Source organism: Rhodoferax fermentans (assembly GCF_002017865.1).
GTDB lineage: Bacteria > Pseudomonadota > Gammaproteobacteria > Burkholderiales > Burkholderiaceae_C > Rhodoferax > Rhodoferax fermentans.
The window spans coordinates 1,339,772-1,355,674 of record NZ_MTJN01000002.1 but is presented as its reverse complement, the minus strand read 5'-3'; the positions used below and the strand labels follow the sequence as shown (position 1 = coordinate 1,355,674).

The window sequence follows — 15,903 nt, the reverse complement described above, 5'->3', positions numbered from 1 at the left end:
CTGCTGACCCTGGTCAAGGCCAGTCAGACCAGTCATCCATGGGGATTTACATCACCGCGCCCACTTGCCACGGCAGGAACTCGTCGTTGCCATAGCCGAGTTCTTCGCTGCGAACCTTCTCACCTGAGGCGTGCCGAATGATGGCGTCGAAGATGCGCTGGCTGATCTCGGTCATGGGGGTGCCGGTGATCAGGTCGCCGCAGTTGACGTCCATGTCATCTTGCATGCGCTCATAGAGTGCGTTGTTGGTGGCCAGTTTGATGGTGGGTACCCCCGCGCAGCCAAACGCCGAGCCACGGCCCGTGGTGAAACAGATGATTTGTGCACCACCCGCAGCCTGACCTGTTGCCGACACCGGGTCGTAGCCAGGGGTGTCCATGTAGACAAAGCCCTTGGCGGTGATGGGTTCGGCATACAGGTACACACCATTGAGTGTGCTGGTGCCGCCTTTGGCAACAGCCCCCAAAGATTTCTCCAGAATGGTGGTCAGGCCGCCCGCCTTGTTGCCCACCGACGGGTTGTTGTCCATCTGGTTGCCGTTGCGGGTGGTGTAGTCCTTCCACCACTTGATGCGGTCAATCAGTTTGTGTGCGATCTCGGGGCTGGCGGCGCGACGTGTCAACAGATGTTCTGCGCCATAAACTTCCGGTGTCTCAGACAGGATGGTGGTGCCACCATGTGACACCAGCAAATCAGAGGCGCCACCCAATGCCGGGTTGGCGGTGATGCCGGAGTAACCATCGGAGCCGCCGCAGTTCAGGCCCACAATCAGATGGCTGACCGATGCTGGCTCGCGCTGGTAGGTGTTGGCGCGTTCCAGCATGCTGGTGACCTGCGCAATGCCTTTCTTGATGGCTGCGGTGGTGCCACCTTCGGCCTGCATGACCAGTTGTTGCAGCATACCCTCGTCGTGGGCACCCACCATCTCAACGATGGGGGCAATCTGGTTTTGTTCACAACCCAGACCCACAAACAACACGCCAGCAAAGTTCGGGTGGCGTGCATAACCGACCATGGTGCGGCGCAGGATGTCCATGCCTTCACTCACCACCCCCATGCCACAACCCAGTGGGTGGGGCAAAGCCACCACGCCATCGATGTTGGGGTAGGCAGCCAGCTTTTCCCGGCTGAAATGGCTGGCAATCGCACGTACCACCGTGGCCGAACAATTGACCGAGGCGATGATGGCGATGTAATTGCGTGTTCCGACCTTGCCATTGGCGCGTTTGTAGCCCATGAAGGTGGCTGGGTGCTCAGCTTTTGGCAACTCGCTAACACCTTGGCCAATGCCGTAATCGCGCTCAAACTCGCCCATGCCAAGGTTGTGCGAATGCACATGCTGACCGGCAGCAATGTTGACCTTGGCAAAACCGATGATCTGGTTGTAGCGACGCACCGCCGCCCCTTGAGCGATGTCGTGTGCGGCCACTTTATGGCCTGGCGGAATCAGGTCGCGCACCACCAGCTTGTCGGCCAGCAAAGATGTACCTGGCAACAACTGCATGGTGGCGATCACCACATCGTCACTGGCGTGTAAACGGATAACTGAAGATGGCATTGAGTTCCCCTCAATAGTGCTGCGGCAAGATGCCGCAGAGAATTTTTAATCGTGGCAGAGAACCCGCGCCGAGAAATCGGACGGGTTCTTGCGAGTCTCAGTAAACTGGCGCGCCTTTGAGCAGGCTCGGAATCCAGGTAGAGAATGCCGGGAAATAGGTCACCACAGCCATCACGGCGAACAGAGCCCCGTAGAACGGCAAGATGCTTTTCATGACCTGTTCCACCGAGACCTCGCCAATCGCACACCCCACAAACTGGGTGGTTCCGACCGGAGGTGTGTTGAGACCGAGCGCGCAGTTAAGCAGCATCACGATGCCAAACTGAACCGGACCCATGCCCATGTGGATGGCCAATGGCAAAAACAGTGGCGTGCAGATCAGGATGGTCGAGGCCATGTCCATGAAGGTGCCCAACAAAAACAGGATCAGGTTGATCAGCAAGAACATCACGATCGGATCGGTGGTGGCGCTGAGCAGCAGTTCGGCTGTTTTGTCCGGAATTTCCAGAATGGTCATGATGTACTGGAACATGGTGGAGACACCAATCAGCAGCAACACCACACCGGTGGTCTTGGCGGCTTTGGCCGCAGCCTTCATCAGCTTTTCCCAAGTCATGGTTCTGTAACCGACAAAGGTCAAGAACAACGAGTACACCACAGCAATACCGGCCGCTTCAGTTGCTGTCGTGATGCCCATGATGATGCAACCGAGGATGATCACCACAACGAACATGCCCGGCAAAGCTGCGACACCCGAGGTCAACACCGCATTCCAGCCAGCAAACTTGTCCAAGGTGCTGCTGCCATCGGCGCGAATGGGATAACCTTCCTTCTTGGCCACCCAGTAGGCTGCAAACAACATGCAGACCATCAGCACAATCACTGGCAACAGACCGGCGAACATCAAGTCCCCAATCGAAACCCCCTTGATCATGATGTCTTTACCCATCAGCAAGCCGCTGCTGCTCGATGCTGCAAAAGCATAGATGATCAGGTTGTGGGAGGTCGGCATCAGCGCTCCGCACAGGGATGCGTGGGTGGTCACGTTGACGGCATAGTCGGCGCTGTAGCCTTCTTTTTTCATCATCGGGATCATCACACCACCCATGGCGGAGACGTCGGCCACAGGTGAGCCGGAGACGCCACCAAACAAGGTGCAAGCAACCACGTTGGCCATGCCCAAGCCACCGCGACGGTGACCGATCATGTTGCGGGCAAAGTTGACAATCTTGTCCGCGATGCCGCCATGCAGCATCAGCTCACCCGAGAAAATGAAAAACGGGATCGCCAGGAACGAAAACACGTTCATGCCAGAAATCATGTTCTGGAATGCAAGCTCCAGAGGGAAACCTTCGGTCCAGTAAGTTGCAATACAACTCAACGCGATGGAGAAGGCAACGGGCACCCCCAACAATAAAAACACCAGAAAACTGATGCAGAGAACGGTCAGTGCCATGATGGAATTACTTTCGTGTCAGAAGACATCGCAATCAGATGCTCAATGGAAAACAGCACAATCATCAACCCAGCCGCGACACAGGGCAGGTAACGAAAGGCCTCCGAAATACCCAGGGTTGGAATCTGGTTGGTCCACACTGACACAGCCATGGTCCAGCAACCCCAAGCGAGAAAACTGCCAAAAACAATGGTGATCAAACCCACCAAGTTGCCAACCCAAAACTGGAATTTGGCAGGCAACAGGCCAACCAGGGATTCCATGCCGATGTGTCCTTCGTCTCGAACTCCGGCCGAGGCGCCAAACATGGCCACATTGATCACCAGAATCAACGCTACTTGCTCAGACCAGGCGGGTGCATCGTTGAGCGCATAACGCCAGATCACGGACCCGAATACCACACCAACGATGCCAAGCAGGCACGCCACAGCAATGTACATTGCCCAACGCGACAGGCGGCTGTTAAGCCACGTTAGCCATTTCATAAACTCACTCCAAAAAAATGCCCGAAAGCGCGATGCAACTTTCGGGCAATATCATCAACCCAACGTCAAATACCAGATTACTTGGTGTTAACGATCTTCTGAACCAACGCCTTCAGTTGAGGTGTTGGAGAGAACTTGTCCCAAACCGGCTTCATAGCGGCAACAAACTCTGGCTTGTTGACATCATCCACAAAGGTGGCGCCAGCCTTCTTGGCTGCATCCTTGGAAGCCTGCTCTTTCTTGGTCCACAAATCAATGTAGTAAGGCCCAGCTTCCTTCACTGCGTCACGGATGATTTTGTGCTCTTCGGGAGTGAGCGTGTCCCAGACCTTTTTGGAGAACACCAACACTTCAGGTGACATGACGTGCTGAGTTTCGCTGTAGATCGGTGCAGCTTCGTAGTGTTTGGCGGTCTCGTACGAGGGGTAGTTGTTTTCAGCCGCATCGACCAAACCGGTCTTCAAGGCGGTGTAAACCTCGGCCATTGGGATCGGTGTCGGGTTGGCACCCATGGCTTGCACCAGGCTGACCCACAGATCAGACTGCTGAACACGGATCTTCATGCCTTTCATATCGGCCAGGTTGCGCACCGGTTTCTTGGCGTAGACCGAACGTGCACCGGACTCCCACAGAGCCAAGCCCACAAAGCCGGCTTTGTCGAAAGCAGCCAGGATTTCATCGCCAGCAGGGCCGTTCATGGCAGCGCGGAAATGTTTGATGTCCCGGAAAATGAACGGGAACGAAGGCACCATGGACTCAGGAATGATGCCGTGGAACGCAGCTGTGCTGACGCGGACCATGTCCAATGCGCCAATCTTCACCTGTTCTACGGTGTCTTTTTCAGATCCCAGAGAACTGTTGCCAAACACTTTGACGTTGTATTTGCCACCGGTTTTTTGGCTCACAATTTCGCCAATTTTCTTGACGGTCATCACAGTAGGGTAATCCTGCGGATGCACGTCAGCCGAACGGAAATCACGCGCATAAGCGCTACCTGCAGCGAATGCAGCAATCAGTGCCGCCGCTAGGATTTTTTTTACATTTTTTTTCATAATTGCCTCATCATTTAGATTAAACAGAGAACACCGCTGAACAAACTTACCAGGGGGCACTCGGGCTTCCGCAGCAAGTGCCGGGAATATACGCCAAAATCAAACGGCGCCCAATAATTTTTGAAACAAAATTTCATTTTAGTTTGTGTAAGATTGAGGTAAGTCAAAGTGTATTTTTTCTTAACTAAAACGCCGTTTCAATTTGATTGAATTCTCGTTTGCTTTGAGTTAGAGTCTCTGGCTTGCCTGTTTTTACACACGGAGTGACCCCATGTCCCCTTTTATGAATGCTGATTTCCTCTTGCCTGACGATTGTTCCAAGAGGCTGTACCACGATTACGCAGCGCAGATGCCGATCATCGACTACCACTGCCACCTGCCCCCCGCTGACATTGCCAGCAATGCTACCTTTCGCAATCTTGCCCATGCTTGGCTGGGTGGTGACCACTATAAATGGCGTGCCATGCGTTCCAACGGTGTGCCTGAGCAAGTCATCACCGGCCATGAACCTGACTACCAAACCTTCTTAGCCTGGGCGCAAACCGTGCCCCGTCTGGTAGGCAACCCGTTGTACCACTGGACCCATCTGGAACTACAACGCTACTTTGGCATCTTTGAACCCCTGTCAGCTAAAACCGCCCCAGCCATCTGGGAGGCCTGCAACGCTCAAATCGTTCTCCCCGAGTTTGGTGCCCGCTCACTGTTGCAGCGTATGAACGTGCGTGCGGTAGGCACCACCGACGATCCCGCAGACTCGCTGGAACACCATATCGCCTACGCCGCCGTGCGTCAACCGGGCCAACCCGTGATGGTGCCGAGCTTCCGCCCGGACCGCGCCCTGGCTACCGACGATCTGGTCATCTGGCAGTCTTACATTGACAAACTCGGTGCCAGTGCCAACGTCGCCATCGGCTCTTACCAGTCGCTGATCGCCGCTCTGGATGCGCGCCACGCCGTGTTTCACAGTCTGGGTTGCCGTGCTTCCGACCACGGTCTGGCAGCGCCTTTTGCCAGTTTTGCAAGTGCCCAGGCCGTTGAAGCCATCTTTGCCAAGTTGTTGAGTGGCACCGCTTTGAGTGCCAACGAGGCGGATATCTACAAGACCGCCGTTTTGCTCGATGTGGGACGCATGAATGCCAAGCGCGGTTGGGCCATGCAGCTGCACATGGCGGCGGTGCGTAATCTCAACAGTGCCATGTTCAAACAGCTGGGGCCGGACACCGGGTACGACGCAGTGAATGACGAGCAGATTGCTGCCAAGCTCGGCGCCTTCATGAATGCGCTGCAAAGCGAGAACATGTTGCCGAAAACCATTCTGTATTCACTCAACCCGAATGACCTGGAAGTGCTGGGCACGGTCATGGGCTGTTTCCAGGACGGCTCGGTGCCAGGCAAGATCCAGATGGGCTCAGCTTGGTGGTTCAATGACCACATGGACGGCATGCGTCGTCAGATGATCAGTTTGGGCAACCTGGGTGTCTTGTCACGATTTGTGGGCATGCTGACCGACTCGCGCAGCTTCTTGTCTTTCCCGCGCCATGAGTACTTCCGCCGCATCCTGTGTGGACTGGTGGGTGGCTGGATGGAAAACGGAGAGATCCCTGCTGACTTTGAGACCTTTGGTGCCATGGTTCAGGACATCAGCTTCCGCAACGCCAAGAACTACTTCGCCATTCCTGGCGTTGAAGATTAAGTCTGGCTTACAACATAATCCGTCAAAATCACCATGCGCCTATCTGCCCATAGCCTGTCCCACCTGCCCGAGTCGGTCACCCGACCATCCTACGACCGCAGCCAAGTGGTTGGATCCATCGTGCACCTGGGCATAGGCGCCTTTCACCGGGCGCACCAAGCCATGTTCACCGAAGCCGTACTGGCCTCAGGTGACCTGGCCTGGGGCATTGTGGGCGCTGGTGTCATCTCTGCGGATATGAAAAACGCCCTGGTCCCCCAGGACGGCCTCTACACCCTGGCTGAAATGGGCGCCGATGGTGAAAACATCAAAGTCATCGGCTCCATCATCGACGTCCTCGGTGGTGCAGAAGACGCCGACAAACTGCTGGCCAAGATGAGCGACGTCAGCACCCGCATCGTCAGCATCACCGTCACAGAAAAAGGCTACTACCTCGACCCCGCCAGCGGCAAACTGCAACTCCAGGCCCCAGCCATTGCCGCTGACCTGGACACCCCCAGCAGCCCCAAAACCGTGCTCGGCCTGATCGTCCAGGCCCTCAAAAACCGCCGCGCAGCAGGCATCCTGCCCTTCACCGTCCTGTCTTGCGACAACCTGCCCAACAACGGCATCCTGGCCAAAGCCGCCGTGCTCGCCTTTGCCCGCGAAGTCGATGCCGACCTGGCCACCTGGATCGAAGCCAAAGTCACCTTCCCCTGCACCATGGTTGACCGCATCACCCCGGCCACCACCGATGCAGACCGTGCCCACATCACCCAAGCCATCGGCATGCAAGACGCCTGGCCCGTGGTCACCGAACAATTTGTGCAATGGGTCATCGAAGACCAATTCACCATGGGTCGCCCCGACTGGACCATCGGTGGGGCCATCTTCTCCGACGAGATCGAATGCTGGGAGAACATGAAACTGCGCTGCCTCAACGGCGCGCACTCCACCCTGGCCTACCTGGGTCAACTCACCGGCCGTGAAACCGTGGCCGATGCCATGCAACTGCCCCTGATCACCGACATCCTGGACCCGCTGTGGGTCGAGATCCGTGAAGTGTTGCATGCCCCCAAAGGTGTCAACCCGGCCGAGTACGTGGAAAGCCTCAAACAACGCTTTCGCAACCCCGCCCTCAAACACCGCACCGCACAGATTGCCTCCGACGGCTCACAAAAGCTGCCGCAGCGCCTGCTCGCGCCCTTGCGTGACCGCCAAGCCAAAGGCCTGACTTCGCCGATGATCGCCACCGCGATTGCCGCCTGGATGCACTTTGCCGTCAAAACCGCTCACACCGCAGACGCCGTGCTCAACGACCCCCTGTCAGCCGACATCCTGGCCCAGGCCCGCAGCAGCACCAACCCCGCCACCGTGGTGGAGAACCTGCTGTCGATTGAGAAAATCTTCGGCACCGACCTGCGTGCCCATGCCGGCTTCAAAGCCGAACTGCTGGCCGCCTTTGAGCGCCTGGCCAAACACCCGCAAGTGGCCGTGGCCACCCAACTCGTGTTCTAAGCACAGCCACAGTCCATAGCCCCCTACAACCAGGAGACCTCCTATGAAAATGACATTCCGCTGGTACGGTGAATCCGACCCGGTCAAACTCGAATACATCCGCCAGATCCCCGGCATGTACGGCATCGTGTCGGCCATCTACGACGTGCCCGTCGGTGAAGTCTGGCCCATCGACAAATTGCAAGCCCTGCGTGACCGCATCGAAGGCGCAGGCCTCAAATTCGAAGTGGTTGAGAGCGTACCCACCCATGAAGACATCAAACTGGGCAAACCCAGCCGGGACCGCCTGATTGCCAACTTCCAGCAAAACATCCGCAACTGCGCGGCCGTGGGTGTGAAGGTGATCTGCTACAACTTCATGCCGGTGTTTGACTGGACCCGCACCGAAATGGCCAAACAGCTGCCTGACGGCTCCTTCACCCTGGCCTTTGATGCCGAAGCGGTGGCCAAGATCGACCCGGAGAAGGGCATCTCCCTGCCGGGCTGGGATGCCAGCTACAAACCCGAAGAACTCAAGAACCTGCTGGCCGAGTACAAGGCCGTCGACGAAGAAGCCCTGTGGGCCAACCTGGAGTACTTCCTCAAGGCCATCATCCCGGTGGCTGAAGAGGTGGGCATCAAGATGGCCATGCACCCCGATGATCCGCCGCGCCCGATCTTTGGCCTGCCACGCATTGTCAAAAACCGTGATGACCTGGCACGTCTGGTCGGAATAGTGGACTCCACCTCCAACGGCCTGACCTTGTGCTCGGGCTCCCTGGGTGCGGACCTGTGCAACAACATCCCCTCGTTGGTCAAGGAGTTTGGTGGCCAGGGGCGTATCCACTTTGGGCACCTGCGCAACGTCAAGGTCGAGCCCGATGGCACCTTCTACGAGTCCACCCATCGCTCCTGTGATGGTTCACTCGATATGGCGGCCATTGTGAAGGCCTACCATGACGTGGGCTTTGAGGGGTACTGGCGTCCGGACCATGGCCGCATGATCTGGGGTGAGACTGGCAAGCCAGGTTATGGCCTGTATGACCGGGCCCTGGGGGCGGTCTACCTCAACGGCTTGTGGGAAGCGGTGAGCAAATACACGCAGGCTAAGGTCTGACAACAGAAAGCCGCCACACCGGGGTGAACCGGTGTGGCGGCTTCTTTAAAAGTGATAGCTGCTAGCCCTTTATGGATAAGGGCTAGCAGCTATTTTTATATCAAGATCTCTGAAATTTACGCACCGGTCGCTGCCAGACGCAGTGTGAGGTAACGCCAGGCTCCCTGACTGGTTTCCGACAGCAGCGTGGCGCCTTCGACCGCAACCGAGCGCGGGTCCGCTTGCGGTATCAGGAGCGTCACCTCATTGGACACGGGTGGTTTTTGCCCAGACTTGGCTATCTGGATACGTAGCGCCTCAGCATCACATTGGACGGCCAATGTCCACAAGCCGAACTGGTCTTGTTGATAAGCCAGGCTGTGGCCGTCGTCCTCAAAACATGTGGCTTCGAACGCCCCGGTCTCCAGAGGAAACACTTGGAAGCCTCGCACATCATCCGTTTGCCCAAAATGCACCGGCGCCAGGTTCAGCGGGATGGCGCAGCCTGCACGTGCCAGCAAAGGTGGTGTGCTGCTGTCCAGCGGTGCGTCCAGGGTCAGCCATTGGCCACCGTGGTGGCGTTGGCCGCTCCAGAAGTCACACCAGTCGCTGCCAGCGGGCAGCCAGACACGTCGTTGTGTGGCGCCGGGCTCCACCACCGAGGCCACCAGCAGATTGGGGCCGAGCAACATGTCGTCGTTTTCTGCCCAGGTCTGCGCGTCCGCCGGAAAGTCGTGGAAGGTCGGGCGGATCATCGGCTCGTAGGCCGAGTGGGAGCGCCACAGCAGGTGGTACAGGTAAGGCGTCAGGCGCACCCGCAAGGCGATCAGTTCACGGATGCGTGCCGTGATCTCGGGGTACATCCAGGGTTCGTTCACCGTGCCGTCATCGTTCCAGGAGTGGATGGAAAAGCGGGGCAGGAAAATGCCGTTTTGCACCCAGCGCAGCAACAACTCTGGCCCGGGTGCTGGCCCGGAGAACCCACCGATGTCATGCCCGGTGTTGGACACGCCGGAGAGCGCTAGGCCCAGGCCCATGCGGATGTTGAAACGCAGCGTGTCCCAGCTGGTGTAGTTGTCACCCGACCAGGTTTGCACATGGCGCTGCATGCCCGGTGTGCCCGAGCGCGAGATCAGCCAGGGACGCTCATCGGGCGCAAACGCCTGTTGTGCCTGGTGGGAGGCTTGCATCATCAAGAGTGTTTGTAACGACCTGGCCTCGACCGCCGGGCGTGCTTCACCAAAGCCAAACATGCGGGCCTGGGTGCTCCAGATTTCGTACTCGTTGTTGTCGTTCCAGGTGGCGGCGATACCGGTCTGCAGCAGGCTCTCGGTCACCCGTTCTTTCCACCAGGCGATGGTGGCCGGGTTGGTGAAGTCGAGGTAGGCACCGGTGTCGTCCCAGAACTGCACGGCGGTCGGTTGACCGTCGGGGTCCTGGATCAACAAACCAGCTGCGGCTGCCTCGGCAAAACGCGGGTGGTCGTGCAAGAGCGCGGGTTTGATGTTGGCACACAGGCGAACACCTTTTGCGAGGTAACTGGCGGCAAACCCGGCCGGATCAGGGAACTTGTCGCGGTTCCAGTGGAAGACATAACGTTTGCCACCAATCGAGGTGTAACCCGAGGACAGATGGAACGACTCACAAGCGATGTCGTGTTCCTGGCAGCGTGCCAGAAATTCACCCATGCGCTCCTGGGCATTGGGTGCATCGGTGTAACTCATGGTCGAGCCCGAGTAACCCAGCGAATATTTCGGTGCAAACACCGGTCGGCCGGTCAGCCAGGTGTAGCGCTGGGTGATGGTGGCCGGGCCGTCGCCCGCGATGAAGTAGAGGTCCAGGTCACCATGTTCAGCCACAAAGTAGCGGTAGTGGCCATGGTAGTTGTCCATTTCCTTGCCCATGTCGAACACACACTCGGACAAGGTGTCGTAGAACAGGCCAAAACACACACCGCTGCTTGGCTTGTGGGTCAGGTAAAACGGGATGTGTTTGTAGAGCGGGTCGGTGCTGCGGGCGTCGTAACCCATCGGGTCCAGGTTGCACATCTGGTAACGCTGACCGGCGCGGTTGGCGGGGCCGGTGCGTTCACCCAGGCCGAAGTACATCTCACCGCGTTCGCGCTGCAGGTAGTGGTAAACACGCTGGTCCCACCAGCCAAAGTTGTAGGCCTGGGTGGTACGGTCGTTGGCCGCAGCTTGCCAGACACCGCCCCGTTTAACTTCCCAGCGGCAGAACAGGCCTTTGAGCTGGATGCTCAGGCGCAGGTCGCGGGTGGTGATAGTGAGGGTGTTGTCGTCCTGGGCCAGCTCAAAGTCTGGCAGCGCAAACCCCGAGAGGTCAAAACGGTCACGACCCTCGGCTGCAATGTCGTCCAGACCGGGCGCAATGGCCCAGGTGCGGGGAAAGTGCAGTTTGGCATCGGGCAACACCAACAGGCGGACGATGTCGTGTTCGAGCACAAACACATGGGCCAGGGCGCCCTCGGCGCTGCGCAGCACCAGATGGTTGCCGCTGCAGGCAGGGTCGAGTGAAAAAAGAGGAATTTGGTCGAGTCTCATGAGGGGGTCCAGTTAGCCAATCTTGCCCAGTACCACTTGAGGTAGCCACAGGGACAGCGCCGGGATGTAGGTGACCATGCACAAGGCCACGATCAGGAAGAAGAACATCGGCATCAATGGTTTGGTGAGTTGCGCCAGGGTCACATTGGCCATGCGCGCTGCCACAAACAGCGTGCTGCCCACGGGGGGGGTTGCCAGGCCGATGCACAGGTTGAACGTGATGATGATGCCGAAATGCACCGGCGAGATGCCCAGCTTCATCGCCACAGGCAAGAAGATCGGTGTAAAGATCAGCAGGCCCGGCGTGATGTCCAGGAAAGTTCCCAGCAGCAGCAGCAACACGTTGAACAGTGTCAGCAACACGTAGGGGTTGTCCGAGAAGTTGGTGATGGCGTCACTCAGCACGGTGATCGAGCCGGTGCTCGCCAGCAGCCACGACATGGTCATGGACACACCCACCATCAGCATCACCACAGCAGTGCCGACGGCAGCATTGAGCATCGCATCGAACAGCTTTTTCCAGGTCAGGCTGCGGTACAGCAGACTGAGGATCAGGGTGTAGGCTGCAGCGGCACCCGCGGCCTCCGTGGCGGTGAAGATGCCACCCACGATGCCTCCCATGATGATCAGCACCATCGTCAGCGCAGGCAGCGCGCGCCAGAATGTCAGCAGCGCTTCTTGACGGGTGTATCTGTGCACATCATTGGGCAGGTCGCCGCGTTTGGCCAGGATGTGTATCCAGACCATGATCGACAGAGCCATCAGGATGCCAGGGATGTACCCGGCCACAAACAGCACATCCACCGGTGTGCCGCCCGAAATCAGCGAATAAATGATCAAAGCGCCTGAAGGAGGAATCAGCAAACCACAGGGTGAGGCCGCCACATTGGCTGCGGCGCAGATCGGCATGTTGTAGCCCGCCTTGCGTTGCAGCGGCGACATGGTCGAGCCGACACTGGCAGCACTCGCCACAGCCGAGCCCGAGATGGCGCCAAACAGTGCATTGGCCACCACCGAGATCTGTGCCAGAGAACCTGGCAACCAGCCCACCAGCACCTTGGCCAAGTCAATCAGTCGCAGCGCAATGCCACCAGTGTTCATGAGGCCACCGGCCAGGATGAACAAGGGAATGGCCACCAGCGTGAAACTGTCCAGGCTGGACGCGACCCGCTGGGCCGACACGATCAAGGCGGTGTCAATCGACGGGGTCACGGTGAACAGCGCCAGCACCGTACCAATGCCGATGCAGAAACTCACCGGCACACCAAAAAACAGAAGCAGCGTGAACACCACGCCCAGAATCATCAGCGCGTTCATGCGGCCAACTCCTTGTTCACATGTTCAATCGCTTCTTCCACTTCATTGGCGCGCCTGAAGCTGGCGGGGTTCACAAGAATCGCAATCTCGTAGAACACGATGCATGCCCCCGCGATCGGAATACAACTGTAGACGTAGCCCATCGGTACCTCCAGCGTGGCAGAGAACTGCTCCACCTGAAAGGCGCGCAGCACCAGTTTGAGCCCGCCATACAAAAACACCGTCGCCGAGAAGGCCAGCACCAGGGCTGCCACAGCACGCATGTGGGTCAACAGGGCCTGGCCCTGCAACTTTTCGGCCAGCATGTCGTAGGCCATGTGCTCCAGCCTGCCGCAGGCGTAAGCCGTTCCGAGCAGGCTGAGCCAGATCACTGCAAACCGTGATACTTCCTCCGTGAAGATGGACGGGTTACCCAGCGCGTAGCGGCTGATCACCTGCCAGATCACACACAGCGCCAGCACGGTGAAGGAAATGATCAAACCCGCCTGTAATAGGCGGTCGATCACGGTTCGTAGCAATCTCATCATGATGTTTCTCTGAGTGGTTTACCGAGTGGCTGCAATCTGATCGAGCAAACCTGCGATACGTGCGTTTTTGCGCTCTTCATCCAGCATCGGCTTGACCTTGTCCACAAACGGTTGTTTGGCAGGTGTGCTGAACTTCACGCCCATTTTTTCTGCAGCAACCGCTTCGGTCTTTTCGGCTTCAGCCCACAGACCACGCTGGTACACAAACGATTCGTGGGCGGCGGAGCGCAGCGCATCTTGCAAAGGTTTCTTCAAGCTGTCCCACTTGGCGGTAGAAATCACCAGCACATCAGGCACCATCTGGTGTTCGGTCTGCGAGAAGAACTTGCTGACTTCACCGTGGCGGCCAGTGGTCAGGGCGGTGACGTTGTTCTCGGCACCATCCACCACACCGGCTTGCAGCGCGGGATACACCTCACCCCAGGCCATGGGTGTGGGGGATGCACCCAGCGCTTGGATCATTTTGATCGTGGTTGGGCTTTGTTGTACGCGGATCTTCATGCCTTTCAGATCATCAGGCGTGTTGATGGCTTTTTTGGCGTAGAAGCTGCGAGCACCCGAGTCATAAAAGGTCAGGCCGATGAAGCCGCGGCTCTTGGAGGCGTTCAGGATGGATTCACCCACCGAGCCGTCGAGCACCTTGAAGAAGTGCTCTTTGCTGCGGAACACGAAGGGCAGGTTGAACACCTTGTATTCCGGGGCAAAGGTCTCCAGCGGCGAGGCGCTGGCCTTGGTCATCTCGAGAATGCCGTTTTGCACCTGTTCCAGCGTTTCACGTTCCTGGCCGAGGGTGCCGTTGGGGAAAATCTTGATCTCGAGTTCGCCGTTGGACTTTTGCTTGGCCAACTCGGCAAAACGCACCATGGCCAGATGCACCGGGTGTTTGTCATTGAGCCCGTGTGCCAGCCGCAGTGTCTCGGCCCAGGCGCCGCTGGTGCCAAGTCCAACCAGCACCAGGGTGGCAGCAAGTTTTGTCAGTTTCATCGCAAAATCTCCTTCGTGATAAGCGCCCGTGGGCGGGGTTTGGGAAAGGGTAAAAATCAATTGGGGCCGGATGTTGGCCAGTGTTGTTGGCACCAGCTCGCCACCTGCTGGCGCTCTGTCTCAGTCAGGTGCAGGCCCAGTTTGCTGCGCCGCCACAACACGTCGTCGGCGCAACGCGCCCACTCATGCTGGTGCAAATAGTGCAGTTCAGCCTCGAACAGGCCTGGCGCGACTTGTTGGCCCAAATCACCGGCCTGCAAGAAGGTCTGCAGCCGTGAACCATAAGCGCGCAACCAGCGTTGCAACAGCGCAGGGGGCAGTTCCGGGTGCTGGCGTACCAGCATCTCCAGCGCGTGTGGCATGTCCTTTGCGGAACCGGCTGGCAGCTCAAGTCCTTTGCACAGGTCGGCACCCGGCAAACTGGCGTGCGCGGTCCAGGCGGCATGGCCTGCACCCAATGCGGCACAGAGGCGGTCGGCAGCCTCTTCGGCGAGTTTACGGAAGGTGGTGATCTTGCCGCCCCACACCGACATCAGAGGGGCGGCCTGGGTGTCGAGCTCGAGTTCGTAGTCGCGTGTAACGGCCGAAGCGTCGGTGCCTTCTGCCGCATCGAGTAGGGGCCTGACGCCGGAGTAACTCCAGACCACATCCTGTTCGCGCACGGGTTTCTGAAAGTAGCGGCTGGCCTGCTCACACAGGTAACTGATTTCGTCCTGGTCAATACGCACGGCATCCAGGCCACCGTGGTACTCGATGTCGGTGGTGCCGATCAGGGTGAAGTCACGCTCATAGGGAATCGCGAAGATGATGCGCCGGTCGGCGTTCTGGAAAATGTAGGCGTAAGGGTGGTCAAACATTTTGGGCACCACAATGTGGCTGCCCTTGACATGCCGCAACGAGCGCACCGCTTTGTGTTGTGCGCTGTCACGCAGGAACTGGCTGGCCCAGGGGCCGGTGGCGTTCACCACCGCGCGGGCCTGAACGGGCTCGATGTGCCCATCCCGATGACGCAAGTTCACCTGCCAGCCGGTGTCTCCCGTGCGTTGCACCTGGGTCACCTCGCAGCGGGTGCAGATGCGGGCGCCGTGTTCGGCCGCATCCATGGCCAGCAGCACCACCAGGCGCGCATCATCGACCCAGCCGTCGGAGTACTCAAAACCCTGTTTGAAACGGCTCTGCAGTGGTGCACCAGCCGGGTGTTGGCGCAAATTCAAGCCGCTTGAGCTGGGCAGCAGCTCGCGCCGTGCCAGATGGTCATACAGGAACAGGCCGATGCGGATCATCCAGGCGGGGCGCATGGCAGGGTCGTGTGGCATGACAAAACGCAGCGGCCACATGATGTGGGGGGCGCTGCGCAGCAAGACCTCACGCTCGGCCAGGGCCTTGCGCACCAGCCCGAACTCATAGTATTCAAGGTAGCGCAGGCCACCGTGGATCAGTTTGGTGGAGGCTGACGAGGTGTGTGCGGCCAGATCATCTTTTTCGGCCAACAGCACCGACAGACCACGACCGGCCAGGTCGCGCGCGATGCCTGCGCCGTTGATGCCACCGCCAACCACCAGCACGTCATAACTGGCTGTGGGAGATGCCCTTGGGTGATCGTTCATGGGTTCGTATAAAATTCGTTTGCGTTCGCTATTGGAGTCATTATTTTAAAAACGAACAATAGGGAAAACCCTAGAGCCTAAAACGAAGCTT

At 58.3% G+C, this 15,903-nt stretch carries 12 protein-coding genes; 3 read left to right on the top strand and 9 right to left on the bottom strand.

Annotation, left to right across the window (positions count from 1 at the left end):
* Positions 1 to 46: 46 nt before the first annotated feature.
* The 4 genes from RF819_RS06605 to RF819_RS06590 form a co-directional block, all read right to left on the bottom strand.
* Positions 47 to 1,558, bottom strand: a complete 1,512-nt coding sequence (locus RF819_RS06605) for a UxaA family hydrolase (RefSeq protein WP_078364247.1) — start codon at positions 1,556 to 1,558, stop codon at positions 47 to 49.
* Between the two features lie 97 nt (positions 1,559 to 1,655).
* On the bottom strand, positions 1,656 to 3,014 hold the full coding sequence (locus tag RF819_RS06600; RefSeq protein ID WP_078364246.1) for a TRAP transporter large permease: 1,359 nt from the start codon (positions 3,012 to 3,014) through the stop codon (positions 1,656 to 1,658).
* On the bottom strand, positions 3,005 to 3,499 hold the full coding sequence (locus tag RF819_RS06595) for a TRAP transporter small permease (RefSeq protein ID WP_078364245.1): 495 nt from the start codon (positions 3,497 to 3,499) through the stop codon (positions 3,005 to 3,007). Before RF819_RS06595 ends, RF819_RS06600 begins: the two co-directional genes overlap by 10 nt.
* Positions 3,500 to 3,576: 77 nt before the next feature.
* Positions 3,577 to 4,551, bottom strand: a complete 975-nt coding sequence (locus tag RF819_RS06590) for a TRAP transporter substrate-binding protein (protein ID WP_078364244.1) — start codon at positions 4,549 to 4,551, stop codon at positions 3,577 to 3,579.
* A gap of 271 nt (positions 4,552 to 4,822) precedes the next feature.
* On the opposite strand from RF819_RS06590, the gene uxaC reads away from it, so the two are divergent.
* Genes uxaC through uxuA form a run of 3 tightly spaced genes read left to right on the top strand, consistent with a single transcriptional unit; the run spans position 4,823 to position 8,837 of the window.
* Positions 4,823 to 6,244: a glucuronate isomerase gene (gene uxaC, locus RF819_RS06585; RefSeq protein WP_078364243.1), complete on the top strand. Its 1,422-nt coding sequence runs from the start codon at positions 4,823 to 4,825 to the stop codon at positions 6,242 to 6,244.
* Positions 6,245 to 6,277: 33 nt separating this feature from the next.
* Positions 6,278 to 7,741 (top strand): mannitol dehydrogenase family protein, encoded by a 1,464-nt coding sequence (locus tag RF819_RS06580; RefSeq protein ID WP_078364242.1) that lies wholly within the window; start codon positions 6,278 to 6,280, stop codon positions 7,739 to 7,741.
* A 43-nt stretch (positions 7,742 to 7,784) separates the two neighbouring features.
* Entirely contained in the window at positions 7,785 to 8,837 is a 1,053-nt protein-coding gene (gene uxuA / locus RF819_RS06575; RefSeq protein ID WP_078364241.1) for a mannonate dehydratase, read from the top strand.
* A 116-nt stretch (positions 8,838 to 8,953) separates the two neighbouring features.
* Here uxuA and RF819_RS06570 read toward each other — a convergent pair whose 3' ends face one another.
* The 5 genes from RF819_RS06570 to glpD are packed head-to-tail and all read right to left on the bottom strand — an operon-like array spanning position 8,954 to position 15,812.
* A complete protein-coding gene (locus RF819_RS06570) occupies positions 8,954 to 11,377 on the bottom strand; it encodes a glycoside hydrolase family 31 protein (protein WP_078364240.1) in 2,424 nt (807 codons plus the stop codon).
* A gap of 12 nt (positions 11,378 to 11,389) precedes the next feature.
* A complete protein-coding gene (locus RF819_RS06565; RefSeq protein ID WP_078364239.1) occupies positions 11,390 to 12,694 on the bottom strand; it encodes a TRAP transporter large permease in 1,305 nt (434 codons plus the stop codon).
* Positions 12,691 to 13,221, bottom strand: a complete 531-nt coding sequence (locus tag RF819_RS06560) for a TRAP transporter small permease (RefSeq protein WP_078364238.1) — start codon at positions 13,219 to 13,221, stop codon at positions 12,691 to 12,693. The genes RF819_RS06565 and RF819_RS06560 overlap by 4 nt, the downstream gene beginning before the upstream one ends.
* Before the next feature lie 18 nt (positions 13,222 to 13,239).
* Positions 13,240 to 14,205, bottom strand: a complete 966-nt coding sequence (locus RF819_RS06555) for a TRAP transporter substrate-binding protein (protein WP_078364237.1) — start codon at positions 14,203 to 14,205, stop codon at positions 13,240 to 13,242.
* A 56-nt stretch (positions 14,206 to 14,261) separates the two neighbouring features.
* A complete protein-coding gene (glpD, locus tag RF819_RS06550) occupies positions 14,262 to 15,812 on the bottom strand; it encodes a glycerol-3-phosphate dehydrogenase (protein WP_078364236.1) in 1,551 nt (516 codons plus the stop codon).
* Positions 15,813 to 15,903 lie beyond the last annotated feature (91 nt).